Genomic DNA, 23,640 nt, shown 5'->3' with positions numbered 1-23,640 from the left:
CCTTCGCGATCTCCTTCAACGCCGCCTTCTCCAACTCGGCCTCGGCCAACAGCCTTTTCAGCGTCGCGTTCTCGCGTTCGAGGTCCTTCAACTTCTTCGCGTCATCGGCCTTCAACCCGCCGAACTGGTTACGCCACCGGTAGTAGGTGGCCTCGGTGACCTGAAGGACCCGGCACACCTCGGCCACGTCCTTGCCCTCGGCCAGCAACCGGTCGGCCTCGGTCAACTTCCGGACCACCTGCTCAGGGGTATGCCGCTTACGTGTCGCCATCGCGTCATCGAGCCTTCCTGCCCAGCTCATGGGCTACGAAGACTCTCACATATCTCGGACCGAACCAGTGGGGTCAGGTCAATGGGACGAGGCCGGTTTCGCCTTCTACGATGGTGTTCTGGAGGCGATGTCGAGTGCTGGTATCCGGCCGATGCTCGCCTTGGATCAGTGGGTGTATCCGGCGTGGGTGGCCGAGCGCGGTGGATGGGCGAACCCCGACATCATCGACCTGTGGGTGGCCAACGCTCGGGTCGTGGTCGATCGGTATGCGTCGCTTTGTCCGATCTGGATAAGCTTCGCCGACTTCGCCGCCTACATCAAGTGGGAGGTCCAGGATTCGTTACCCGTTTCGCAGATCGCTCGGATGGCTTCCAGTGTCGTCGCCGCCCACAAGGCCGTCTACGAACACATCCACACGGTGCAGCCGTCTGCCCAGGTCACGATGTCGCTGAACGTGGTCGTCTCGCCCATGCACGAAGTCACGGACAATCTGATTCTGGATCAGGTGCGCGACCATCTGGACTTCCTCGGAGTGGCGAATTACAGCGGATTCACGGCCGAAACGCTTCCCGGGTTGGGGCGCCGTATCCTGCCCGACCCTCGGGTGTTGAGCAACCCCCTGACAGTCGATGTCGTCGCGGACTCGCTCTATCACGCGCTGACCTACTGTGCACGTCGGTTCCCTGGGACGCCGCTCTATGTGGTCGACAGCGGAATGGTGACCTTGAACGGGGCCCCGCGCGAGGGCTACGAGCGCGCCGATCACCTTCGCGACACCGTCTATTGGTTGCAGCGTGCCCAGCAGGACGGGATCGAGATCCTCGGTTACAACTACTGGGGGCTGACCGACAGTTTCGAATGGGGAACCTTCGAGTTCCGCACCGGCCTCTACACCGTCAACGTGGTATCGGACCCGACGCTCACGCGGCGACCGACCGCAGCCGCGTCGGCCTATCGCGATATCGTCGCAGCGCGGGGAGTGCCGCAGGACTACCGTCCGACCCGGGCACCGTCGCTGTGTTCGTTCACCGATGTCCCGGCTGGTTGCGTCGACCCGGTCATCATGCCGCGCTGACCCGGACCATTCGGCCTCGACCGTCCGGTCCAAGGGCAGCCCCTGTTTCGATTCCTACTGTCGGCGCGCGCTTTTCGGTGAATAGTCCCGCCGACAGTAGGCAGGTGACCGGGACCTCCTCATTCTCCCGGCAGGTCTGGGCAAGGTTCCTGATAGGACAGCTCGGGTGAGACCCACGCCCGCCAGCGTTGCGGCCCCATCCCCGTCGGTAGTTTGGCGCAGAGATCTGCGTCGCTTCCATGGAGATTGGGCCAGAACCTGATCTTCTTGTCGTGCCCGGCGGTGACGATCGTGTCGCCGGAAGGACTGAATACGGTGCTCCAGATCGTGTCGGTGGACCCGGTCATGGGCTCACTAAGCTGGCGGCCGGTGGCGACACTCCACACTCTGACACTGAGATCGTCTCCGCCGGAGACGAGTCGGTCACCGGCGCGGCTGAACGCCACGCTGATCACCGGGGCGGTGTGGCCCATCATCGGAGCGCCTACCGGCTCGATGTCGACCGCATCCCACAGACGCACCGCGCGATCCTCTCCAGCGGACGCGAGCCGGGTGCCGTCGGGACTGAACGCCACGCTGACGACACGTAGTCCGTGGCCGCTCAGCGGCTTCCCGATCGCAGTGTTCTCGTGGAGATCCCACAGTCGCACGGTTCCATCCGCCCCGGCGGAGGCCAGCCGATCACCGGTCGGATCGTAGGCGACGCGGGGCACCGGGCCCCGATGGCCGAGCAGAGGCATGCCGACCGGTTCGCCGGTGAGGGCGTTCCAACGGCGAATCGTTCCGTCGCTGCCGCCGGAGGCCAGTTCCGTGCCGTCCCGGTTGAAGGCGACATTCCACAACTGGGTCGGATCCGGTTGCCGGGTATCGATCGCAGCGACGACCTGCTCTCCGGTCGCCTCATCCCACACGAGAATTCGACCCGCGGCATCCGCGGCGGCGAGCCGGTCACCGCGAGGATTGAAGACGACGTTCCACACCGCCGCCTGATCACGCATCACCCGAGTCCGTCGCCCGGTCGTAGGATCCCAGAGCATCACCTGCCCGTCCGAGCCGCCGGAGGCGAGTTCACCGGTACTGCTGAAGGTGACGCTGGTGATGGTGCCCTCATGTCCGAGCAACGGTGCGCGGGAGGACAGGTCGAAAAGCCAGTTCAAGCCGTCGGTCGTCGCCGCGGACAGTCCTCGGTCATCGGGAGCGAAGGCCAGTGCCAGGATCGTGCTCGTGTTGGCGTTCAATGGATCTCCGATCTGGTGGGACGACGACAGATCCCAGACCCTGATCGAAGAATCCATACTCGCGGCCGCGACCCGGGTGCCATCGTGGCTGAACACAGCGTGGATGACCTGTTGGTCGTTCCCTACCAGGCGCTGCCCGATCTGTGCCCCGCGCGCTACGTCCCACAGCATGAGTGAGCCGTCGGAGCCGGTCGAGGCCAGTCGTTGCCCGTCCGGGCTGAACGCGACGTCCCACACCATGCCCGTGTGCCCGGTGAGGGGCCCGTGTTTCTCGCCCCCGCCCTCGGCATCCCAGAGATGGACCGCGTTGTCGGTGGAACTGGTGGCCAAGATGGTGGCGTCGGAATTGAAGACGATGCCGGTCAATCTGTACTTCGGAATCGTGATGGCGGGTCCACGTTGTCTGCTCGTGGCGGTATCCCACTGGCGAATGACGAAATCGTCGCCTGCTGTGGCGATCCGCGTTCCGTCCGGACTGATCGCGATCTTGAGTCCGGGACCCCGATAAGCGGTGATCACACCACCGATCTGGCTCCGGCGCGAAACATCCCAGGCGCGCACGCCGTCGGCGCTAGCCGTGACAAGTGTCTTTCCGTCTTGGCTGAACTCCATATCGGACAGTGGGCCGCCGTGGCCGAAGAGAGCGGGGCCGGTCTGTTCGCCGGTGGCCACCTCGACGAGTCGGATCGTCCCGTCGCGTCCCGCCGCGGCCATCAGTTCGCCGTCGGGACCGATCTCGGCGGTCTCCGCCGGGCGGGAGGTGTCGACGATCCGGTGCAGGGCGCGGCGGCTGAAGTTGGTCGTGGTGATGACGTCCGCAGTTTCCGGTCCCGGATCGAGGCGGCGGGCGGCGAGGATTTCCTGGATGGCGCGGATGTCGCCGCCGGGCTTGGACCCCGCCAGTCGCGCTTGCCCGTCCGTGATCAGCCGCTGAACGATCGCCGCCTGCCTCTGCCTGTCCGCCTCCCCTTGGTTGTCTCGGGCCTCGAGGAATCCGATGCCGGCGGCGGCCGCGGCGAGTACCGCCGCGGAGGTGATGGCGAGAAGGATGCGACCGCGCCGTCGGCGGGTTCGTGCCTGGACTTCGGCCGCGACGGTGCTGGCGTGGAGGAACGTGCGCTCCCGTGCGCTGAGCGGGGGGTGACGCGGGTCGGCGGTGCTGCGTCGGGTCGTGGTGGTCGCGATGTCGAGGATCGTGCCGGTGTAGAGGTAGGAGGGATCGCGGGCATGGTTGTCCCATTCGCCCGCGCTCGCGCGCAGCCGAGACAGGACACCGGCATCACCGAGGGTTTCGTCGAGCCACTGTTTCAGCCGGGGCCAACCGCTGATCAGCGCCTCGTGGCTGAGCTGGACGGTGTCGGTGGTGAGGGTGAGCAGACGTTGGGTCGCGAAGCTCTCCAGGACGTGGTCCAGGCCGGCGCGCTCGGTCGGGGCTCGCCTGTCGAACAGATCGGCACGGGTCGTGCGGTCGGCGGTGTGAGTGCCGTCGTAGGAGGTGGAGACCAGCCGAGTGAAGACCTGGCGCGCGAGGATCTTCTGCGCGTCGGTGAGCGCGAGGTAGGCGTCCTCGGCGCTGCCAGCCAACGCCGCGGCGATACCGCCGATGTCGTTGTATCCCTCGAGTGTGAGGATGTTGCCGCTACGCTTCTCCCACGTCCGGGTCAGAGCGTGCGACATCAGCGGCAAAGCACCCGCGCCGGTCAGTTTTTCGTCCGGGGCAGTGGTGGCGCGGTCACGCATTTCGTAAGCGAGTTTGGCCAGCAGTGGCTCATCGACGGTGACACCGAATCGGCGCGCGGGTTCGGCGATGGCGTCGCGGAGTTGGTCGGCGCTCATGCCGGTGATCAGCTCACGGGCCTGGACCGCGGCGACCAACTCGGGGTATTCGGCGAAACGCGGCTCGAAGTCCGCACGCATGACCACCACCACCAGCGCGGGTGGCACCCCACCATCTGCGGTGGCGGCGGCGTGCAGAGCGGTGATGAAGTCGTCGCGCTCACGGGCCTGCTTGCACTGGGTGAACAGCTGCTCGAACTGGTCGACCACGATCAGCACCCGACCATGAGCCCCGTCGTCGTCGACGCCCGGGGCACCGTCGCAGCCGCCGCGGCGACTGTGAGCGCGAAATCAGCCGGGGCGTTGACGATCTCCTGTCGCAACGCGGCGGCGCTGCGGTTCAACGCGGCAGCGGAGTAGGTCGCCAAGTTCTCGAGCGGGTGCAGGCCGGGTGTGACAGTGATCTGCGGCCACCCCGTGGCCCCGGCGGCGCCGGGCAGGCCCACCTTGCGGATTCGGGGCAGGACACCGGCGTGCAGGAGTGAGGATTTGCCCGCGCCGGAGACACCGGAGACCACAATGATCGCCGGGCCGTCGGGTTCGACTGCCATTCGGTCGATGACCGCGGTGATCGTGGTGTCGCGGCCGCGGAATATCTCCGAATCTTCCCGCCGATAGGACAACAGGCCCCGATACGGGCTGTCTCGGGCCGGTGACTTCTGCACCGATTTCTTCGACGAGTCACCAGTTCTGGCTCCGCGTTTCTCCGCGTCGGCGCGTTCCCAGCGTTGACGCCATACACGAGTCTCGGCGAATTCAGCTGGCAGCGTACCGGATCTCTGTGCGCTCGCGATGAGCGCGCGGATGACCGGCGAGACAGCTTCGTATGTGTGGGGGAGATGGACGCCGCTTTTCCAATTGCCGAAGTGTCGTCGAACATCACCGCTGCTCGATTCCACCGCCTTGGCCGCCCGCTCGACGGCTGCGCCCGTAGGCTCACCCGCAGCCTTCCACAATACGGTGAGCGCTCGCGCGAATTCCGCACGCGCCGAACCGGTTCGATTGTCGGTGTTGCTCGCCACGCCGTCGATGCTAGCCCGTGACCGCCGTCTGCGATCGCGATTCATCTCCGCATTCCCGCACCCGCGAGACACCCCCGCGCGGGCGGTGGGCCTGTGCCGGTCCGGCAGAGTCTATGCCGGACCGGCAGACCTGCCCTGAGCTGGTAAGACAGTGCCAGAACGGGCGAGAGCAGCACAGCGTGGGCGCGCGGATTTTCCTACGGTTCGAGTGTCGACTCCGCTGGTCACAGCAGACCGACATATCGACCGGAACGACGAGTCGGCCCCGGAACCATTCTCGGTCGCTCGTCCGCAAAAGAAACGAGAAATCCGATGTGGGGAGAAGTCTGCCCGAAACACTCCGAAATCCGTTACGGCGAAACCTACTCGACACGAGGTGTGCGATGAGCATCCGACCCCGAGTAGTAATGGCTGTCCCGGTCACCGGCGACGGATTCTTCTACGCGCTAGCCGGTTTCGCCGGCATAGGGGCGGTGTGGTTGGTGTGGGCTTTGGCCTACGCCTTGCTCTCGATCCCCGACAACCTAGAGTCCGACCAGCCCGCGACCCCGCCATCGATAGTCGTCACCACGACCGACCGCCCCTCTACGGTCACCTGTTATCCGTTCGCCGACTGCGCCCCGGCCCTCCCGGTCGCCGCCGGCCGCTGAATCCACCGGACGTTCTCGAATCCCCCGAGAGAGGCGAGTTCACGGCCCGAATTGCGGGCAAATCCCACGCAATCCGTCTCGAAGAGAAGGAAATGACATGAAGAACACCATCATCGGTCGTCTCGTCCGCACCGCACTGGGCGCGCTCACGCTCGCCGGATTCGGGTTGGCGGCGGCCGCCGCGCCGGCGCTCGCACAGCAGCCCTGGGACACCTACATCGCCGAGGTGATCGACACGACGGCCTCGAGCCCGCTGCCGATCGCGTGGTGCCCCCAGACGCGACCCGCCTGCGAGCTGACCGGGCAACGCACCGTGGGCTGGTTCCAGACCTGCGGCCTGACCGTGGAATGGGACTCCCTCGACGCGGCGCTGGAGCACCGCTACGAACCCCGCGTCACCGTCGCCTACGACTGCGCACCGGACCCGACCACCCCGCCCGACCACCGCGTCATGGTCTACGCGACCGGCGTACTCGTGCACATCGAGGGCGGCCTGTCCGGCAAAGACCTCGGCGAAGCGTTCATCCCCGACGGCGGCAGCGCCTGCCACCTCGTCTGACACCACGCCGCGGTAGCCACCGACTCCGCAGCCCGAATTCTACCCAGCTCATCGACGACACGACATTTGTTCCCGAACACCACCGTCGACCACATCCCGTGAACATCGCACCGCCTCGGTGTCGGGGCGACTTCACAACCCCTCCGCTTCCTCCAGCATTCGCTGCGCCGAAAGGACTCTCCGATGAACCTGCGCCTGCTCGCCGCCGCCATCACCGCGACCGCCGCGGCGCTACTGCCCACCGCGACCGCCGCCGCCGCCGATCCCCAGAACCTGCCCGCGCCCTGCTACGAACTCGGCTGCGACCTCTACAGCTCCTACGAGGACTGCGTGGAAGCAGTCACCGACGTGCACCGCCAGCAGTACGGCATCACCGGCGTCTGCCACCCGCTCGAGGGCGGCCTCTGGGTTTACTACCATCACTGACCCGCCCCCACCCGACCCGCACCCACAGCACGTGGGTGCGGAACCCGGGCGGCCACGACCACGCCGACGCCACAACTCCCCCGCGACGGGTGCGAACTCGGCGCGGCGAGACCCGGCGCAAGGCCACTCCGGCGACTGCGCTGTCCGCCGCGCCACTCCACTCGATCGACGTTGGTCGAATCTCGATCCCGCACAGAGTATTTCAGATCGAACCCGACAGGACTTTCTCATGCGAATCATCGCCCCCCTCAGCCGATCCTTGACCGCTGCGGCGCTCGTCGTCTTCGCACCGTCCGCGCTCACCACCCTCACCGCACCCGCCGAGGCCGCGCCGGCGGCAGAGACGTGCGGGCCCTACGAGATGAGCGGGTTGCTGTCCGGGCGCACCGCGGTCCTGGCAGTACAGACCCGCGGTGACATCGACTGCGACCAGGCCGCCGCGGTGATGTACCGGTACCTGTCCGATCCCGGCCTCGCCCGCCAGGGCAGTGCCGGGTTCGCGTTCTTCGACGGTTGGCGCTGCGCTGCGGTGTCCTTCGGCGCGATCGATGACCTCGGCTACAGCGCCCGATGCGTCCACGAGCAGCGCGGTCTCGACGTCCGAGCCGTCGACGCTCCGCGCTGACAGCCCCCGCTGCGGCCCGAGGGCTGCGTCGCCCGCCTCGGAGGCGCTCACCGGTAGGGCTGCCACCGCGAATCGCGAGCGGTCGAGCGAAACGTGTAACTCCATCGGCGGTGTCGATGGAGCCACACCCGTACTCGTCCGACGACGATCCGCAACAGTGCTTCCGCCAGTCGGCCTGGTCCAGGCCGGTCGCTCGCCACGGTGGTCGATCGAGGTTGACGTCACCGCGGACGGTCCTACGCCGCCGGCCGCCTCGTGGAGCGTGGCGGACCCCGACAGTCGGGGTGGTCTGCCGAATCCGATGCCCGGCGGGCGGTCGGTGCACGATTCGGGGAGGTGATGAGCCGCTGGGTGGAAATCCGCGTCCTGGCTCAGCCGGCGTGCGCTGTGGCGCGATGGGTGGGATCCGGGCAGCGCTGCTGAACGGTCGGCATCGGAACGATCTGCTGCCGCGACACTGCGGGCGAGGGCGGGCACTGGGCGGGGTGGCTGAACAATCGGGTGTAGCCGAGACCACGCAAGGGATCTACCTCCAGCAGGACCATCGTCGGTGTCTGGGGGATCGACGAGCTCAGGGCGGCTTTACCCATACGGCAACCGAATTCCTCACCGCGCGGCGGCTCACTCCGGGTGGCGACCCGCCCGATCATCGGTCGAGGTGCGGCGTCTCGGGTGTGAGGTGAGGATCCGACCCGGTCGTGCCCGGGGCCGAAGCGCGAGGCCGGGGCGCATCGCAAGGATCGTTGTGGCCCCCGTCGAGCCTACGGGCCCGCCGCGGCCGTGCGAACCACGGTGCGCCCCGCCCCGACGGCACACGCCTCGGAGAGAGTGGAGCGAGGATCCGCGGGCTGATCGCCCCGTCGTGCTTACGGTTCGGTGGACCCTTGTCGGTCGGGTTTCGCCGTGAGCAGTGGCAGGACTGTGGTGAGGACGGTGATCGCGGTGACGGGGTCGGTGAGCACGGTCAGCACCCATCCGCCGAGTGCGCCGAGTACCAGTGGCGCCAGGTGCGATACGGGTCCGGGGTGCCCGGTCGTGGTGAACTGTTCGGTGGAGCCGAGTGCATCGCGTGCCCTTCTGGGGGCGTGGGACGTGGTCGGGCAGGACATAGCGACGAGCCCGGGTGATCCCCCGGTACGGGGACGGTGATCAGCGTCGCATCGAGAATTGCTGACTGTGAGGGGGATTCGATGCGCGGCTGCCTACAACGAAGGAGACCGTGTGTGAGGCGGCACGCGGGTCGACGGCGGACGCGGGTCGGCTGTGATGAGTAGGTAGCTGTGGACTCGGCGGTTCGGGTCCGTATTCGGTGAGTTCGCGGATCGGTCTTCTCGGTGTCGTGCAGCGCGTCCACGTGCGCACCCGAGGTGGGACATTGCGCGAGGAATGTGTCCCACCCCCTGCGAATTCCGGTCTGGTGGTACCGCCGAACGGGCTACACTCGCTGGCGCAGCAGCCGCCAGCCTTGGGAAACACATGTGGTAGGCCGTCAGGTAGGGGTTCGCCAAGGCCGCATACGCCCCACCCAGGGTGGCCCCACCCAGGGTGAAGGTGGCGAGCCCGTTGCCGTCGGCGGTCCCCGCCTGCTCCATCCCCGGACCGCCGAATGCCTGCCAACGGGTCACGTCCTGGATCAGCATGTGGTGGCGGCGCAGTCGGGCAGCCCTGTCGGGCGGTGCGGCACCCTGCTCGTGGTCAGAGCAGGATGAAGGTGGTAAGGAGGGCGAGCAGCAGTGTGGGTGTGCCGCCGAAGCCGATGGCACCGGCACGTATCGCGGCGGGCACGGGGTGCCGTCGGCGTGGGCCAGGTGCCCGGTCGCGTAGCCGGTGATGGTCGCGAGTAGGACGAATCCGACGAGGAGCAGGATTTTGGTGGAAATCGACATCGGGTGGCTCTGGATGGAGAGGCTTCTCGATCGCTGTGAAGCAATCCGCGCTCGCAGCCACGCACTACCGAGCTGGCTCAGACAAACTCGCGACCATCTGTCGCCCGGCGATCAGAACGCACGCTGGCAACGGATCATCGACATGGTGGTCGTAGCTGGCGACGGACGCGTAGCAGACCTCGCCGACTAATGGCCGAATCTGCTCCCGCTTGTGTCATGGACTTCGCCGATCTAGTCCAACTGGGACCGGTCCTCGGCCCGCGGCAATCTCTGGCGATTCCGCCTGGTCACGTCGACCATCAGCGGAATCACCTCCGCGGTGGCGCGCGAGGGTTCTGGACCTGATCAGTTGGCGTTGAATGCGATTCGGTTGTTGAGGAGTGTCGACTTCAGAGGTGTCGAACAGGGTTGTGTCACCAAGGACTGAGAGGGTGCGATGAGCGCGTTTCGAGGGGGAGCGGCCGACAAGGAGGGCAACGAATATGAAGACCTCTGGACGGCTCTACGTATCGCGGACCTCCTGCGCGACCGAGCGCGTCGGATCAGGCTGGAGCCGCCAGGTGACGTCGGTGTCGGGATCGAGTTCGAGATAGATATCGACGGCCGGACATGGGGGGAGCAAACAAAGGATTTCGCGAAGACCTGGACGATCGCGCGACTCAAGACAGGCGACGCCAGCGGAAAGATCTCGGTCCTCAGGGGCGCCAAACATCAAATCGAACTCGACCGCGGATATCGCCTCATATCGTCGACCGCCGCCGATTCACTCGCAGATCTCAGTGGTCGGGCGCGAGCGACCACGATGCTCGCTGAGTTCAGAGATGCGCTCACAAAGGCCCTCGACCGCGACTTCGACATGGTCGTCGACTATTGGGGTGTCGGTGAAGAGGTTGCGTGGCGATATCTGAAGAATGTTGAGGTGGAGCATTGGCCGGAAAGCAACCTTTATCGTGCCGTAAGAATGGAATATGAATTCCTTTACGCGGGTGACCCGGACGCGGTCCTCGATGCGGTGGGACGCTTCTGTCGGGATCATCGGCACCAAAATGTTTTGGCACCTCAGGTGGCCGCATTCTTGAGAGACGATTTCACGGAACGTCTTCTGACCGGAAACAATGCCTTTCGTCAACTTTTGCGTCGGACACTCGAACGTCAGATTCGGCGAGTGGAGCGATTGGAGCCGGAGTTGGGTCTTGTTCCGCGCGCGGAGGCGCAGGCGATCATCTCGACACTCGAGGACCCGGATAGTCCGCAAGTCATCATCGTCGATGGACCGGCTGGATACGGGAAGTCGGCGGTGGTCGCGGAAGTGGGTGCCACGTTGGACGAGCGTGGGTGGTTCGTCGCGGTCGCACGTATGGAGGCGACCATCGCGTCGCCGACATCCGGTCATCTCGGACAACTGATGGGGTTTTCGGAGTCCCCGTCGGTGCTGCTGGCCGGTGTCGCGGGCGGCCTTCCGGGTTTGCTCGTTGTGGACCAACTCGACGCCGTCAGCCACTTCAGCGGGCGCATGCCCGAGAGCTTCGAGGCCGTTGACGAGGTGCGAGAAGAACTACAGCGAGTGCAGAACCTGAAGTTGGTGCTCGTCGTGCGGACGATAGATCTGGAAAACGATCCACGTGTACGGTCGCTGTTGCGCGGCAGGAAGCCGGCTATTCGGCACACCGTGAGCAAGCTGAGCGCCGAGCAGGTCCGGGAGCACCTGCGGTATCACGACGCCATCGTCCCTGCCGAGTCGACCATCGAACTACTCCGTACCCCACTGCATTTCGCGGTATACGTCCGCCTGCCGGACCGCGCTCGTCTGAACCCACATCTGACCCTGCAAGACCTGTACGACGAATTCACCGCCGAAGCTCGGAAGCGTGCAATGGCCCGAGCAGGCCACATCGACTGGGCGGGGATCACATCCACTCTAGTGGCCTACTTGAGTGAACGGCAAACGCTGACGGCCCCTCGGACTGTCCTGGAAGAATTCCCGACGGAACAGATCGCCGCTCTCGAGTCGGAAGCAGTCCTTGTCGCCGACGAACTCGGAATCGCATTTTTTCATGAAACATATTTCGACTACCTCTTCGCTCGTGCGTTCGTGACGAGGGGGGGCGACCTGTACGACTTTCTCATTACGAACGGTCAATTCCTGTTCCGACGTGCCCAAACCCGCCAGATACTTGAATATCTCGCAGCGAAGGAGCCCCAAAAGTTCCGCGAGGTCGTGAAAAGCACACTCAGCTCGACCGGCATCCGGTCCCATATCAAACAGGTTGTCGTCGGTGTACTGCGCCAGTTGACCCCTGCCCCTGCCGACTGGGAGGCGGTGGAATATCTGGCTTGGGACGGGAGTTCGGGTGGTGATCGGCTGCTGAGACTACTGGCACACCCATGTTGGTTCGATGTCGTCGATGACCTCGGCCGCTGGGAGCGATGGCTCGCTGACCCTGGTCGGGCGGATGCGGCAGCACAGCAATTGATCTCGGTCGCCCGAGAGCGAGGTGAGCGTGTCGCCGAACTCTTCCAACCCTATGTAGGTGTCGGCGAGGATTGGCGTCTACGTCTTCGAGCCCTGATCGCATGGTCGATATGTCCAGCTCTGGTGCCCTTCGCGATAGAACTGATCCAAGGCGGCCATATCGATGATGTGCGCGGCCCCATCGCGGTCAATAGCGACTTCTGGACGATCGTCTCCGCTCTGGTGGGTGAGGACCCGATCGGCGCGGCGAGGCTCATCGGAGCTTACCTGGACCGATCGATGGCACGCGCGAACGCAGCAGGTGCCAGCGATCCCTTCGAGACCGACCATCTCTCCAGAAACTCACAGGGTGCCAGTGTCATTCACCAGGTAGCGATCAAGGCTCCCGAAGCCTTTGTGCGCGAGGTGCTCCCGATCCTGGCGCGACTGTCGAATGCTCGCGTCGGAATCGATACATCGTCGCTGATCAGATGGGGCCGACCGATAGTTGGTTCCCATGCTGTAGATGACACGATACTGACCGCCATAGAGGCCGCACTTCGGAAGTTGATCGAGATCGATTCCCAGACCGCCCTCGAAGCCATCCAGCCTTTGCGGCAATCGGCGAGCGACGCACTGCGGTTCCTCGTTTGCAGAACCTTGACGGCGTCGACGGACTCCGATGAGGCCATCGAATGGATCGCCACCGATCAACGCAATCTGCACCTCGGCTGGTACGACAGTCCTCGACGCGCGTCCTACGAACTCATCACAGCGCATTCGTCACGGTGTTCGGAACACCTTCTTCGGCAACTCGAAGCAGAGATTCTGCTCGGAGACAAAGGCCGTCTGCCGCAATACGGGCAGATAGGCCTGCTGTTCGGAATCGACCGCTCGCGAATGGGTGCCTGCGTCCGGCGTCGGGTTGCCGAGCTGGAGCGACTGCCGATTGGGCCGCCACCCAAGCCCAGCGCGATAGTCGCCTCCTTCGTTGGCCCACCGATTTCTCATGACTCGTCCAAGCGGATGAGCGACGAGAACTGGCTGTCGGCCCTGCGAAAGCACAGCTCCGAACACACGATCGACCGCATCAGTGGCCCTGTGGGCGGCGCATCACAGCTTGCCGGCGTGCTGGAAGCCAGAGCAAAGGAACAACCCGAGAGATTTGCACGGCTGGCGTTGCGCTTCGACGCCACGATTCCGGCCAGCGCGACCACTCATGTGATTCGGGCTGTCGCCCCAGATATAGACCGGGCTCTCTTCGCCGATCTCTGCGAGCATGCGCTGAACACCTACGGTGACGCGATCTCGCTCGATGTCTGCACAGCCCTATCGGAGTCTGGAGGCTGCGATGATCGCCTGGTAACCCTCATCGAAAAGTTCTCGACCGCAACTGATCCAGATGCCGAGTACGCCTCGAACGGTTCGGGCGATCTCTACATCGCGGGGATGCGCTCGCTGCGCGGAGCTGCCGCTCTGGCCGCAGCAACCGCATTGTTCGCGGGCACGCAGCATGTGAACCGGCTCGTTCCCGTGGTCAAGCGACTCGCGGTCGACACATCCACCGCAGTAAGAACGTGCGCCGCGCGCGCTGTGGCCGCACTTCTCAACCACGACCGACAGGTCGCATTGGACACCGCTGAAAGACTGTTCGACGCACCGCTGGCGGTGTTCGACACCGCGGAAACCGAACATCTCCTGACGCACTGCCTCCTGCGCTCCTCGCCCCAGTTCCTCCGACATCTACAGAATGCTCTCGATGGACCATCCGGTATCGCCACCCGCGCGGGTCGCGTGTGGGCGGTCGCGCAGCACTACGGTGCGATTGCCTCACCGGTCGGCGAGGACGTACGAATGCTGAATGCCGCTGCCCGGCGTGGCGCGGCCGAGATGATGGCCGAGAACACTGCCGACAGCAGCGAAACACTGGAGTTGCTCTTCGCAGATCCCGACCCCGAGGTCAGAGAAGCTGCAGCAGCGGGACTGCGTGGTCTCACCGACATGCAATCCGGCCCACAGGACGCGTTGATAGGTGCATTTCTCGACAGCCCGGCGTTTACCGAGAACTACGAAACCCTCGCCGACAGTGTGGAAGACCTCGGCACTCGTTTGCCCTCATCGGCGCTGCGTGCCTGCGAAAGAATGGTCGACGCGGTAGGCGTCGGTGCGAACAGCCTGCAAGGTCGTGGTACCCATGTCGGGCTGGCGGTGACAACCGTGGTGCTGCGCTCGTATCGTCAAGGTGACGAATCCGTGCGCGCGCAGTGCCTCGACATCATCGACCGTCTGGTTGACCTCAACGCCTTGGGCATCGACGCCGCCTTGGCCGAAGAGAGGTAGGGATACCACGTCGAATAGCGGTCCGGCCGCGACACAGCGCCGCGCGCTGGTGTCGCAGGCGTTGGTTTTCCACCAGACCGGCGTGGTGGTCGGGAACTGAGCCTGCCGGCACGGTTCACCGATGTGCTGCCCTGGTCGGTCCTGGACAACCGGCCCTTCCACCGGCCCGGCGCGGACTGGCCATGACCTGGTGGAGCCTGGGCGACTTCGAACGTGCGGCCGCGATCACGCGCAGCGTGTTCTGGATCGACCCCGTCGACCTCCGGGACTCCGCGACCTGCTACTGCAGGCCCGAACCGCCTACACCGACCATATCGGCGGGATCGGTTCCGGACCCGCAGTCGGGCACGTACCTGAACGCACGTCCGGTAACCACCCCGTTCGGACTCTACGACTGCGATGTGCCGTGCGACGGCGCGGTCGCGGTGATCGTCTCGCCGGGTCGAGGCCGACTGGCTTTATGTGTCGGAATCGCTATGTGTGGGGCGTTTGATCGCCCTACGCTTGCCTCATGGGGATCGCTGACGAGGTCAACGCCTTCCGGGAACAACGAGCGGCACAGCAGAACCAGGCTCGGGAACAGCAACGCCAGACCGGCGAGCTGAACTGGGGGCTCACCAAGAAGGCGCTCGACGAGGTCGCTCCCGAGATCGCCCGGGAGTGTATGAAACTCGACATCGACAAGCTCGAGAAGTGGTTCACCTATGGCTGGACGTTCACCTTGTCCTCCGAATTCCCCCGCCCCGGCGCGAAGGCGTTGCCGGAACTCGCCGTCTGGTTTCTGCGGAACGGCGAGTGGAAACTGATCGGCAGGCGTCGACCCTGCTGAGCTTCTCGACAGGGCGCGGTCGGCATCTGCGCCAAAGCGTTTCGCGCCCCGGTTCAAGCACCGCAAGGCTGGCTCGACGACGATTTCCTGACCGCGTACGGAATCCGACAGGCGGTCACACGTTCTCTCCAGCGGCAGGATCCTCCGAAATGGCACCTGCACTGACCCGTCTCGGCATACCACCACAGCAGTGCGGACGAGTCTGAGGTCTTCCCGGTCAACAGCGCGGAGGGCCCCGCGTTCACTGTCGTCCGACGGTCGACGAGGTCGGCGCGGACGCGGAGGTATATGGCCGCCACGGCAGCGCGGGCGACCATTGTCGAACGCTTCTCGGACGTGCTGGCGCGCAGCAGGTCTCACTTGCTCCGTTGCGGTTATACCGTGTGCGGTCGGTGGTGGTTTTCGATGACGCATTTGATGTGCAGATAGCTCACCGACGCCGCGGCCTCGCATCGCCGGGCCCGCATCGCGCACCTGCCCAAGACCGCCAGCGCCCAGATCGCCGCGGCCGAGAGAGTGGCGGTGCGCAGACTCCGCGCCGAAGCCGTGCCGAGCGTGCAAGTGTGGGCCGAACCCGGGCGGCCGCAGCGACGCGAGGCCATGCGGTCCGGCGGAAACGGCGATGCCGAAACGTGCCGGCAGCACCGTCATCTCGTCCGCAGTGGCCGTCAGCCACGCGCGTGCCGTCCACCGACGTCGGCACCGATGACGCCCGCCCGCGTCCGTGGGATCACCCCGACCTCTCCCGACACTCCGAGATCGCCACTGTAATGGTCTGCTTCGGAGCGGGTTCCGGGTCGGCGCGACGCCGCTCGACGGATCGGCCGGTCCTCTTCGTGCTCGTGTCCTTGCGCGGATGCGCAGGCAAGAACGTTTGGGTGTGCATGTGCGTCCGCATGGCAGCGTGTGGCCGTTGCTGGGCCGGGCTTGCCGACCTCGAACCGAAGGAGTGGCGCATGTCCACGGAGATCGTGGTGGCGCACATCGCCGCCGTCCCGTAGAGCATTGTCACGGTGACCGGACTGGTTGCTGCGCTGCATCGTCGGCCGCAACCGGCCGCGCGGCCCTGTGCGCGACGGATCTGAACCGCTCAGGGCTGCGGTTCTTCAGCGGTGTGGGATGAGCCAGCGCCGGTGTTCGGTCGACTCGGGCGGTGTCGGTCCTGCTCCGCGAGAGCGGCCATGGCGGCTCCGGTCCGCGCCGCCAGCTCTTTACGCTCGGCCTCGGCGAGGACGAGGTACTCGAGCTTGCCGACCGCGGCCAACTGTTGTTCGCGGAAGGGGATTCCCGGAGGCAACGGCGCGAGGTGCCAGTGAACGTGCGAGACACCCTGCATGCTGCCGAAGCTGAACACGTAGAGGCGTCCGGTGGGCGTGATCTCGGCCAGAATCCGGCCGAGGCGATGCACGCGCAGCTGTAGGGCGAGGTAGTCGTCCTCGGTGAAGTCCGACACGACGTTCCTCGCGTGGCGTCGGGGTGCGAGCAGGCAGTAGCCGTAGAGGCGGGGGTAGGGCGGGATGAACACGACGCAGTGTTCGTCGCGGTAGGCGACGGTTTCGCGCTGGCGTGTTGTCTGCTCGTCGGCCAGTTCGCAGACGAAGCATTCCCCGGCGGCGTTCTCGGCCTGGACCCGGTCTGTGTAGGCATCGGCGTCGATCGTCCCGATCTGCCTACTACCAGGATCTGCGTGGCGTTGTGCCGGTGCGCTGCGTGGGTCCATCGCTACTGTTGCTCCGTTCCATGATGCGGGTGCCAGCTTGAACCTATATCCGGCCGTCTGGAACGAGTGGGTCGCCGGTGCCGGGAAGTCACCGCCAGCTGGTGCGTGATCGCCACCGCCATTGCCACGGCGTGCGGTACGCCCGCGTCCGCGGGAGGGGATCGACGCCGAATTCGGGGCGCTGGCCGCTGCGGTCGACCTCAAAGACCGTACGGTACTCCGCGATCACCGCGTCCGTCCGCTCGCGCGTCCGAAGTGGTCACCGGGATCGGTCAGGTCGGCGTACGGGCGTCGAGCGTGTCCACCACGCCGCGGCGGATGGTTCCCGGGCCGTCCGGTCCGGGCTGGTGCCTTCCCGGATCAGCCGGGCAGCCTGGCATCCTGATGGACCACGGCGCGGGTCGCGCCCTACCGCACGCCGCCGGTCGGATCCGCGGTCGGTGCCCGGTGGGCTCGCGTGGTGCGGGTCGGGTTGGTCTCGGCTGGGGTGGTTTTCGGAGGTGTGGGGTCGGCGTGCGTCCGACCCCACACATCTTTCGTCTATCACAGTGCGAATCGTGGCATCAACTCGTCGTGGCGCGTCACCGGCCGGGCGGGCCGAGCGCCGGGGCGATGATTCGACCGCGGAGACGTTCCTGGTGGCAACGGGTGGTCCACGATCGCCCATCGATGGCAGCAGCGTTTTGGCGCGTTGGTGAACCGGCCGAATCCGTAGCGGGGTCGGGGCGATGGGAAGTGAGCGAGTTGCGGGGCGGCGCGGAGTTGTCTCCGCGGTGGCGGCGCTGCGGTGTCGGTTGATCGGTCGATGGTGCGTCGGACGGGGTTCGGAGAGGCTGTTCGAGGAAGCATCCGGCGGTTGTCGCCCCCCGAAGGGGCGGGGCGTCGCCGGTTTGCTGAGAGGAGATGGATCGGATGAGGCATTCGGTGTCCGGGGTCGCTCGGAGGGCTGTTGTCGTCGGGGTGGTCTGTGCGGCGCTGGCGGGGGCGGCTGGGTCGGTGTCGGCCGCGCCGGACAGCGGGAGCGGTTCGGGGAGTTCGGGTTCGAGCGGGTCGGCTCCCGGCGAGGGAGTCCTGGGCCGATGGGCGGGGACCTGGACGGTCACCTCTGGTGTCTACCCCGGCACGTTGGATGTTAGCTCCGAGGTTCCGTTCCGTGCGCGTATCGACATTCCCAGCAGGCCGTGCGTCGCGAACTGGACCGAGGTCGGTCGCAGCGGAAGTGTCGTGACGGTGCGTGCCACGGTGGTCAGCGGCTCCTGCGGTGACAACACGTGGCGACTCACCATCGGGTCTTCGGTGATCACCGGTTCCGATCCCGACAACTCCCGCAACGCAGTGGTTTTCACGCGCTGAGTGCGGCTGGTGCTCCACCAGGACAGCCTCGGCGTTCATCACGCCACCACGTGTTCATCGACGTGACCCCGCCAACGTCGAGAATCCGGTCCGGCTGGACAGCGAGCCCGCGGTGATGAGGTTCCCCACCAGTGAGCCCACACCGCGCGAGGAGATCGAGCACGAGGTGCTGCGCCCGGATCCTGCACGACTACCAGGTGGGTTCGGCCGGGCGCTTCGCCGTCCTCGAGCGATCCACCACAGCGTTCGTTTGCTGGGCAGCCCCGCGGCCGCCGTGGGATGGCGGCGTCGCAGAGGTGGGACTCGGATACCGGCTCACCCCGTCGGTCCGAGGGCGCGGATACGGCATCGAGGGCGCGCGGGCGTCGATCGGGAAGGGCTTCGTCGAACTCGGCGTCGGGCGGGACCGGGACCATGGCCGTGGACGTCGCGTCTCGCCGTGGCATGGAAAAGTGGGGCCTCGCCTATGCTCGAATTCGTCCACCAGCATTTCGACGACCCACTCCCCGGCGTCGAACACGGCGAGGTCGAGTACGAACTCCGCCGAGCGGACCACGCGGAGTGGGAATCACCGGGCGACGCAACCTGGTTCGTCCGCGAATCCACACGCTAGTGTGAACTCGAACCGTTCCGCGGACGATTTCATGCCTGGCCGGATCGGGCCCCGGACCCTCGAGGACTGTCGAGTCATGGTGTGAGACGTTCGCCTTCCCCGGTACCCGGAGCACACGAAGGTTGATGCACGCACGTAAGGACCAGCACGTAGTCATTCATCCAGACCGCCCGACCGGAGTGATCAATGGATGTCGGCGATGAGACACGACTCTCCTGAAGTCCTGGAAGCACTCGACACGGCGTGGGACCCAGAACGCGGCTATCTGGGCAACCTGCGTGACGGACGATTCGTTCCCGCACTGGGCGATGCGTACCTCGAGCTGCTCCGGTCCATCGACATCCCCGAGGGAGAACGCCTTCATCCGGACTTCGTTCGCGTGTTGTGGTTCGCTCCCCAGTTCTGCGAGTGGCAGACCGAACGCGTCATCGAGCGCGGAGCCGACCGCGTACACCTCACCCGGTACTCGAATCTCATCTGGACCGCCGTAACCGAACTCCTCGGCCCACCCTGATCGCGGCGATCCGATGATGGCCCGGTGTGCGGGCGATGCGCGAAAACGGTTGACGTAGTCGGGTAGCGCCACGACCGGACCAGGTGCGTCGAGTTGGAGACGATCGTCGCGGTAGGGGTTTCGAATCCACTGCGATGCAGGCTGTTTCGGCGAACTGAAGCGCCGCCCGGGCCGATGTCGAACGATGTTCGCTGTCGCGCCCGATAAGAGCGGTTATCGGGCATGAATCGCCCAGAGATGCAGGTGGACAGGCAATTCCGATGTCAGTATTCCTGGCGAAGCGACGCATGTCGTCACCCCCGGCTCCGATTCGGGCCGGTCACAGGCGAAACGCGCCGGAATCGGCGGGAGGACACCGGAGGATGGCCGGGGTCGGTGGGTGCGTGGTGCCCGATGATCGGCGATGCGGCGCGTGCGCGGCCCCCGTATGTCCTGGATCCGGTGACCGGATGGGTAGAGCACGCGCCCGAGGCGGTCTGGTGTGAAAGGTGGGGGAGTGTGGTGGCATTGTGGCGGTTGCTCGATCGGCGCGGCCGCGACCTGAACCCGGCCGGAGCGCGGCGGCCGGTGCATCGGGGTCGGCCGGTGCCGTGGCTGACGCCGGTGACCGCGGTCGGCCCCTACTGGCGGTTGATCCATCGGGGTCGACTCGCCGACGCGCAGCGCGACGGACTGTGTCAGGTCTGCGGGCTGCGTGTCGGCCAGGACGCGGTCCTCGTCATCGATGCCGACGGGCGCGCACCGACCTCCGCGGCGCTGCACCCGGACGGCGCGGCGACCGCGACGACGCACTGCCCGGCCGTGGCCCGCGCCGGGACCGTGCGCCCACTGGCGGATGGGCGGCTGCACCGCGACGGCGAGATCGTCCCCGAACTCGGAATGACCCAACGGTGGCGACTCACCGAGACCGTCGACGACGACCGGAACCCGCCCACATCCGCGTCTGGCCTCCGCCCCGAACCCCTCGGGTCAGATGTCACAGTGACGGGACAGTCGGCGCGGCCGGCCACAGCGCCCGCCGCCCTCCTGCCGGCCACCCCGGCCGGTACGTGAGACCGGCACGGTTCCGTGGCGCATGCCCGCGGCGACCACGGCGGCGCCGCGAGGCGGACGCGGTGACCCGCCGAATGATCCGGCCGGCGGCCGGACCGGTCGCGCGTGCCGACGAGCCCGCCGCGCGGCGCGCGGCCGCCGCCCCGCCGGAGGTGGTGGCTCCGGTGCTGCACCTGGTGCCCCCGCCGGTGTCGGTGGGGGAGGTGGTGGTGGATGAGGACGTGGCGGCGGTGGCGGCGTTCCAGGACAAGGCGGTCGCGCAGAACGCTCGCCGCACCTACGCGAGCGGGTGGCGTCGTTTCGAGTCCTGGTGTCGCGAGAAGGATCGCGTCGCGTTGCCGGCCTCGCCGGAGACCGTCGCCCGGTTCGTCGCCGCGCTGGCCCGCGAACGCGGTCCGGACGGTGAGTTCGCGGTGAAGGCGACCACGATCGGCACCTGGTGCGCGGCGATCGGCGCGATCCACTCCCGGCACGGCTACACCGACCCCGCCGCGGACCCCGCCGTGCGCCGCACCCTGCGCGGGATCCGGGTCACCCGCACCGACGCCGGAGAGACACCCGACCGGGCCGCGCCGATCATGCTCACCGACCTGACCCGCATCCTCACCGCCATCGACGACCACGCCCGGACGTGGCGGGCCCAGGTCGCCGCCCGCCGCGACACCGCCCTGCTGCTGGCCGCGTTCGCCGGCGCGCGCCGCCGCAGCGAGGTCGTCGGCCTCCAGGTCCGCGACATCGCCCGCGAGACCGACGACGACGGCACTCGGATCCGGATCGCGCTGCGCGGCACCAAGACCCGACGCACCGAGGTCACCTGGTTCGTCCTCGAACCCGGCGCCCACCCGCGCTCGTGCCCGTGCTGCGCGCTCCTGGCATGGCTGACCCTGCTCGCCGACCACGACCACGCCGCCCACACCGGCGGACCGGATGCCGGGGTGATCGCGGTCCGTAAACGCCTGCGCGCCGAGCGTGACCATGACCCCGAGGAGCATTCCTGCGCGCGGGAGCTGCCGCGGTTCCCCAGCACCAGGACCGCGGTCTTCCGACCCTTGGGCCGGTCCGGGATCCCCTCCGACGCAACGGCGTTGACCGGTCAAGCGTTCGGGCGGATGGTCCGGGCCCGCGCTCTGGCCGCCGGATACAGCGACGAGCAGGCCGCCGCGTTCCGCGGGCATTCCCTGCGCGCCGGGGCGACCACCCAGGCCCTGGACAACGGCGCGTCCTACCGCGAGGTGATGAACCTGACCGGCCACACCCAGATCGACACCGTCCGCGGCTACGACTGCGCACCCACCCACCGCGCCAACGCCACCCGCAAACTCGGACTCTGATGACCCCGCTTCCCGACCTGAGCGGACTGTCCGCCGAATACCGCCGCCAATGGCGCGAATTCACCATCTTCGCCGCGGCCACCGACACCACCGCACTCCCCGCCGGCACCGACACCGTCCTGGCCTACCTCCACGAACACCACGGCGCCGCGCTCGGCAGCCAACGCGCCCGCCTCGCCGCGATCAACGCCGTCCACCGCGCCGCCGACAACCCGAACCCGGCCGCACCGAACCCCTCCGCCGGCTGCTCAACCCCGCCCGCGGCCCCCGCCGCGCGCGGGCGGCCGACCGTGTCCACGCACTGCTGCCCGCACTGCCGACCAGCGGCTGGCCCGCCGGACTGTTCGGCCGCCGTGACGCCGTCCTGCTCACCCTCGCCGCCGCCGGCCTACCGTTCACCCGGATCGCCGCGCTGCGCCAGGGCGATGTCCGCATCGACGATGACGCGGTCACCATCGGGCACCAACCCCAGCTCGTCCTGCCCGCCACCGGCGACCCGCACCGCTGTCCGGTCACCATCGTGCGCCGCTGGGCCGCCGTCCTGATCCACGCGCCACACCCCGGCGTCCCCGCTCTGCTCGAACACCACTTCACCCGCGACGATGCGATGCCCCCCACGGCACCGGAGCCCGACCACCGGCATCTGCCGCTGCTCACCGGATTCGACTGGCGCGGAACATCACTCGCACTGCCCGGCCACCTCGCCGCACTGTCTCCGGCCCATCTCGCCGGGCTCGCCGCCGCCCGCCACCGCGCCGACGCCCTCGCCGCCGACCTCGACGAACTCTTCGATCGCCTCGACCGCGAAACCGACGAACTCCTCACCCGCACCGACCTGCTGTACAGCCGCGACGACACCTGAACTGCCACTCGAGTCTGTGCAGACAAGGACTGCGGCCGCGAACTCGACCCGCGGAGTGGGCGGTTCGCTACCGCCGTGCCCCGTACTTCTGCGGCCATGCCAACACCGCGACATCGTGACCGAACCCGACCACGATGCCGGCACCCGACACGCCAATGTGGGGCGCCATACGTGCAGGCCAATCTACGACCGCCATTGACGACATCGTCTCCAGACTCCACACCCGGACCGTGCGATCCTGGCTGGCGGTGACCGCGATCGGTCGGCCGTCGATGCTGGTGCAGGCCACTGCTTCCACCGGGCCGGTGTGGCCGGTGAGCACGGTGCGCTCGGTCCCGTTGTCGAGATTCCACACCCGCACCGTGCGATCCAAGCTGCCGGTCACCGCGACCGGCCGGCCGTCGATGCTGGTGCAGGCCACCGCGACCACCGCACGGGTCCGGCCGGTGAGCACGGCGCGTTCTGTGCCGGAGACCAGGTCCCATACCCGCACCGTGTCATCCCCGCTTCCGGTGACCGCGACAGGTCGGCTGTCGATGGTGGTGCAGGCCACCGCCTCCACTAGGTCGGTGTGGCCTGTAAATACGGCGAGTTCGGTCGCGGTGTTCAGGTCCCAAACCCGCACCGTCGCGTCCAAACCTCCGGTGACCGCGACGGGTTGGCTGTCGATCGTGGTGCAGGCCGCCCCCAGCACCGCGGTGGTGTGGCCGGTGAGCACGGCGCGCACGGTCGCGGTGTTCAGGTCCCATACCCGCACCGTGTGATCCCAGCTGCCGGTGACCGCGACAGGTCGGCCGTCGATCGTGGTGCAGGCTACCGCCACCACTGCGTTGGTGTGGCCGGTGAGCACGGCGAGTTCGGTGCCGGTGTTCAGGTCCCATACTCGCGTTGTGGTGTCCTGGCTGCCGGTGACCGCGACGGGTCGGCCGTTGATCGTGGTGCAGGCCGCCGCCTCCACCGCGTTGGTGTGGCCGGTGAGCACGGC

18 protein-coding genes are annotated in these 23,640 nt (G+C 66.9%); 12 read left to right on the top strand and 6 right to left on the bottom strand.

Annotation, left to right across the window (positions count from 1 at the left end; translation table 11 throughout):
- On the bottom strand, positions 1-271 hold a 271-nt coding region (locus ON30_RS29785; RefSeq protein ID WP_040712811.1), incomplete at its 3' end, for a transposase.
- Between the two features lie 28 nt (positions 272-299).
- Here ON30_RS29785 and ON30_RS29780 point away from each other — a divergent pair.
- Positions 300-1,346, top strand: coding sequence for a family 1 glycosylhydrolase (locus ON30_RS29780; protein WP_083911782.1), 1,047 nt, complete (start codon positions 300-302; stop codon positions 1,344-1,346).
- Positions 1,347-1,465: 119 nt separating this feature from the next.
- On the opposite strand, the gene ON30_RS29775 is transcribed toward ON30_RS29780, so the two are convergent.
- Both ON30_RS29775 and ON30_RS39675 read right to left on the bottom strand, forming a co-directional pair.
- Positions 1,466-4,639 (bottom strand): WD40 repeat domain-containing protein, encoded by a 3,174-nt coding sequence (locus tag ON30_RS29775; protein ID WP_040712802.1) that lies wholly within the window; start codon positions 4,637-4,639, stop codon positions 1,466-1,468.
- Complete coding sequence (locus ON30_RS39675) at positions 4,633-5,442, bottom strand: nSTAND1 domain-containing NTPase (RefSeq protein WP_157183936.1); 810 nt, start codon at positions 5,440-5,442, stop codon at positions 4,633-4,635. Before ON30_RS39675 ends, ON30_RS29775 begins: the two co-directional genes overlap by 7 nt.
- 383 nt (positions 5,443-5,825) lie before the next feature.
- On the opposite strand from ON30_RS39675, the gene ON30_RS29765 reads away from it, so the two are divergent.
- From ON30_RS29765 to ON30_RS29750, 4 genes are all read left to right on the top strand, one after another.
- Positions 5,826-6,092, top strand: a complete 267-nt coding sequence (locus tag ON30_RS29765) for a hypothetical protein (RefSeq protein WP_157183935.1) — start codon at positions 5,826-5,828, stop codon at positions 6,090-6,092.
- A gap of 97 nt (positions 6,093-6,189) precedes the next feature.
- Positions 6,190-6,651 (top strand): hypothetical protein, encoded by a 462-nt coding sequence (locus ON30_RS29760; RefSeq protein ID WP_040712796.1) that lies wholly within the window; start codon positions 6,190-6,192, stop codon positions 6,649-6,651.
- Positions 6,652-6,834: 183 nt separating this feature from the next.
- Positions 6,835-7,077: a hypothetical protein gene (locus ON30_RS29755; RefSeq protein ID WP_040712792.1), complete on the top strand. Its 243-nt coding sequence runs from the start codon at positions 6,835-6,837 to the stop codon at positions 7,075-7,077.
- Positions 7,078-7,306: 229 nt separating this feature from the next.
- Positions 7,307-7,702 (top strand): hypothetical protein, encoded by a 396-nt coding sequence (locus ON30_RS29750; protein WP_040712789.1) that lies wholly within the window; start codon positions 7,307-7,309, stop codon positions 7,700-7,702.
- Between the two features lie 866 nt (positions 7,703-8,568).
- Here the strand turns inward: ON30_RS29750 and ON30_RS29745 are convergent.
- Complete coding sequence (locus tag ON30_RS29745) at positions 8,569-8,811, bottom strand: hypothetical protein (RefSeq protein ID WP_040712786.1); 243 nt, start codon at positions 8,809-8,811, stop codon at positions 8,569-8,571.
- Between the two features lie 763 nt (positions 8,812-9,574).
- Between ON30_RS29745 and ON30_RS39670 the strand changes: the two genes are divergently transcribed.
- From ON30_RS39670 to ON30_RS39665, 3 genes are all read left to right on the top strand, one after another.
- On the top strand, positions 9,575-9,778 hold the full coding sequence (locus ON30_RS39670; RefSeq protein ID WP_157183934.1) for a hypothetical protein: 204 nt from the start codon (positions 9,575-9,577) through the stop codon (positions 9,776-9,778).
- 246 nt (positions 9,779-10,024) lie between these two features.
- Entirely contained in the window at positions 10,025-14,380 is a 4,356-nt protein-coding gene (locus ON30_RS38065; RefSeq protein ID WP_157183933.1) for an NACHT domain-containing protein, read from the top strand.
- Positions 14,381-14,891: 511 nt separating this feature from the next.
- Positions 14,892-15,209, top strand: a complete 318-nt coding sequence (locus ON30_RS39665; RefSeq protein ID WP_040712780.1) for a hypothetical protein — start codon at positions 14,892-14,894, stop codon at positions 15,207-15,209.
- A 1,090-nt stretch (positions 15,210-16,299) separates the two neighbouring features.
- On the opposite strand, the gene ON30_RS29715 is transcribed toward ON30_RS39665, so the two are convergent.
- Positions 16,300-16,929: an HIT family protein gene (locus tag ON30_RS29715; protein WP_051030149.1), complete on the bottom strand. Its 630-nt coding sequence runs from the start codon at positions 16,927-16,929 to the stop codon at positions 16,300-16,302.
- Positions 16,930-19,094: 2,165 nt separating this feature from the next.
- On the opposite strand from ON30_RS29715, the gene ON30_RS29705 reads away from it, so the two are divergent.
- From ON30_RS29705 to ON30_RS29690, 4 genes are all read left to right on the top strand, one after another.
- On the top strand, positions 19,095-19,409 hold the full coding sequence (locus ON30_RS29705) for a hypothetical protein (RefSeq protein ID WP_157183932.1): 315 nt from the start codon (positions 19,095-19,097) through the stop codon (positions 19,407-19,409).
- Positions 19,410-19,907: 498 nt separating this feature from the next.
- Positions 19,908-20,462, top strand: a complete 555-nt coding sequence (locus tag ON30_RS29700) for a hypothetical protein (protein ID WP_040712768.1) — start codon at positions 19,908-19,910, stop codon at positions 20,460-20,462.
- Positions 20,463-20,524: 62 nt separating this feature from the next.
- Positions 20,525-21,793 carry a site-specific integrase gene (locus ON30_RS29695; RefSeq protein ID WP_157183931.1) on the top strand — a complete coding sequence of 423 codons (1,269 nt, stop codon included), beginning with the start codon at positions 20,525-20,527 and terminating at the stop codon, positions 21,791-21,793.
- A gap of 49 nt (positions 21,794-21,842) precedes the next feature.
- The gene (locus ON30_RS29690) at positions 21,843-22,655 is read left to right on the top strand and encodes a hypothetical protein (protein WP_040712766.1); all 813 of its coding nucleotides are present in this window, start codon (positions 21,843-21,845) and stop codon (positions 22,653-22,655) included.
- 67 nt (positions 22,656-22,722) lie between these two features.
- Here ON30_RS29690 and ON30_RS29685 read toward each other — a convergent pair.
- Positions 22,723-23,640, bottom strand: a 918-nt coding sequence (locus ON30_RS29685; RefSeq protein ID WP_040712764.1) for a WD40 repeat domain-containing protein, incomplete at its 5' end; no start/stop codon positions are given.

The sequence above is a fragment of the Nocardia takedensis NBRC 100417 genome (assembly GCF_000308695.1).
In the GTDB taxonomy this organism is placed as follows: domain Bacteria; phylum Actinomycetota; class Actinomycetes; order Mycobacteriales; family Mycobacteriaceae; genus Nocardia; species Nocardia takedensis.
The sequence above is the reverse complement of the archived record's forward strand: the minus strand, read 5'-3'. Positions and strand labels throughout refer to the sequence as shown.

Bases quoted from the DNA above. Each gene is read 5' to 3' on its own strand.
- ON30_RS29780 (WP_083911782.1), top strand. From the start codon at position 300: ATGGGCTACGAAGACTCTCACATATCTCGGACCGAACCAGTGGGGTCA.
- ON30_RS29765 (WP_157183935.1), top strand. From the start codon at position 5,826: ATGAGCATCCGACCCCGAGTAGTAATGGCTGTCCCGGTCACCGGCGAC.
- ON30_RS29760 (WP_040712796.1), top strand. From the start codon at position 6,190: ATGAAGAACACCATCATCGGTCGTCTCGTCCGCACCGCACTGGGCGCG.
- ON30_RS29755 (WP_040712792.1), top strand. From the start codon at position 6,835: ATGAACCTGCGCCTGCTCGCCGCCGCCATCACCGCGACCGCCGCGGCG.
- ON30_RS29750 (WP_040712789.1), top strand. From the start codon at position 7,307: ATGCGAATCATCGCCCCCCTCAGCCGATCCTTGACCGCTGCGGCGCTC.
- ON30_RS29745 (WP_040712786.1), bottom strand. From the start codon at position 8,811: ATGTCCTGCCCGACCACGTCCCACGCCCCCAGAAGGGCACGCGATGCA.
- ON30_RS38065 (WP_157183933.1), top strand. From the start codon at position 10,025: ATGAGCGCGTTTCGAGGGGGAGCGGCCGACAAGGAGGGCAACGAATAT.
- ON30_RS39665 (WP_040712780.1), top strand. From the start codon at position 14,892: ATGGGGATCGCTGACGAGGTCAACGCCTTCCGGGAACAACGAGCGGCA.
- ON30_RS29715 (WP_051030149.1), bottom strand. From the start codon at position 16,929: ATGGACCCACGCAGCGCACCGGCACAACGCCACGCAGATCCTGGTAGT.
- ON30_RS29705 (WP_157183932.1), top strand. From the start codon at position 19,095: ATGAGACACGACTCTCCTGAAGTCCTGGAAGCACTCGACACGGCGTGG.
- ON30_RS29690 (WP_040712766.1), top strand. From the start codon at position 21,843: ATGGCGCGAATTCACCATCTTCGCCGCGGCCACCGACACCACCGCACT.